This is a genomic window from Pseudomonas sp. D47 (genome assembly GCF_045447305.1).
Taxonomy (GTDB): Bacteria; Pseudomonadota; Gammaproteobacteria; order Pseudomonadales; family Pseudomonadaceae; genus Aquipseudomonas.
The window spans coordinates 1-520 of the sequence record NZ_JBJGXU010000180.1; the positions used below are offsets into that span (position 1 = coordinate 1).

The 520-nt window shown below is 55.6% G+C and carries 1 pseudogene; it reads right to left on the reverse strand.

Features of this window, described 5'->3' with window-relative positions:
* Positions 1–520: pseudogene (locus tag ACI77I_RS32135) on the reverse strand (type IV secretion protein Rhs); the annotation flags it as partial.

The window sequence follows — 520 nt, forward strand, 5'->3', positions numbered from 1 at the left end:
TTCGCCAACTTCATTTTCGATCTCTGTCAGCAGCAACCGGGCGTTGTCGTAGCGGTATTTGACCTGGGTGCCGTCAGAATTAATGCGCCGGCTGATCAGGTGCAGGCCGTCGGCGTATTCGTAGCGGGTGACGTGGCCGAGTTCATCGCGTTCGGCGGTGATTTTTCCGTAGGGGTTGTAGCTGTATTCCCGCGTTGCGCCGTCTGGAAGTAGGACGCGAATCAACCGACCTACACCGTCCCGTTGATACTGGGTCAGGGCGCCATGTTCGTCCTCAAGTGCCGTCTGTCGCCCAAGATCGTCATAGCGATACCGCTTGATACCGCCATTCGGCAGTTGTTCTTCAACGAGCTGCCCACGCTCATTCCAAACCAGCCGGTGACAACCGTTATCTGGGTACCAAACCCCAATCAGTTGCCCGTGTTTGTTGTACGTATAGTCCGTAACGTGGCCATCAGGATCAGTCTTACGCGTAACGTCGCCCTGGTCATTACGCTCATATTTCCAAACCGCCTCACCA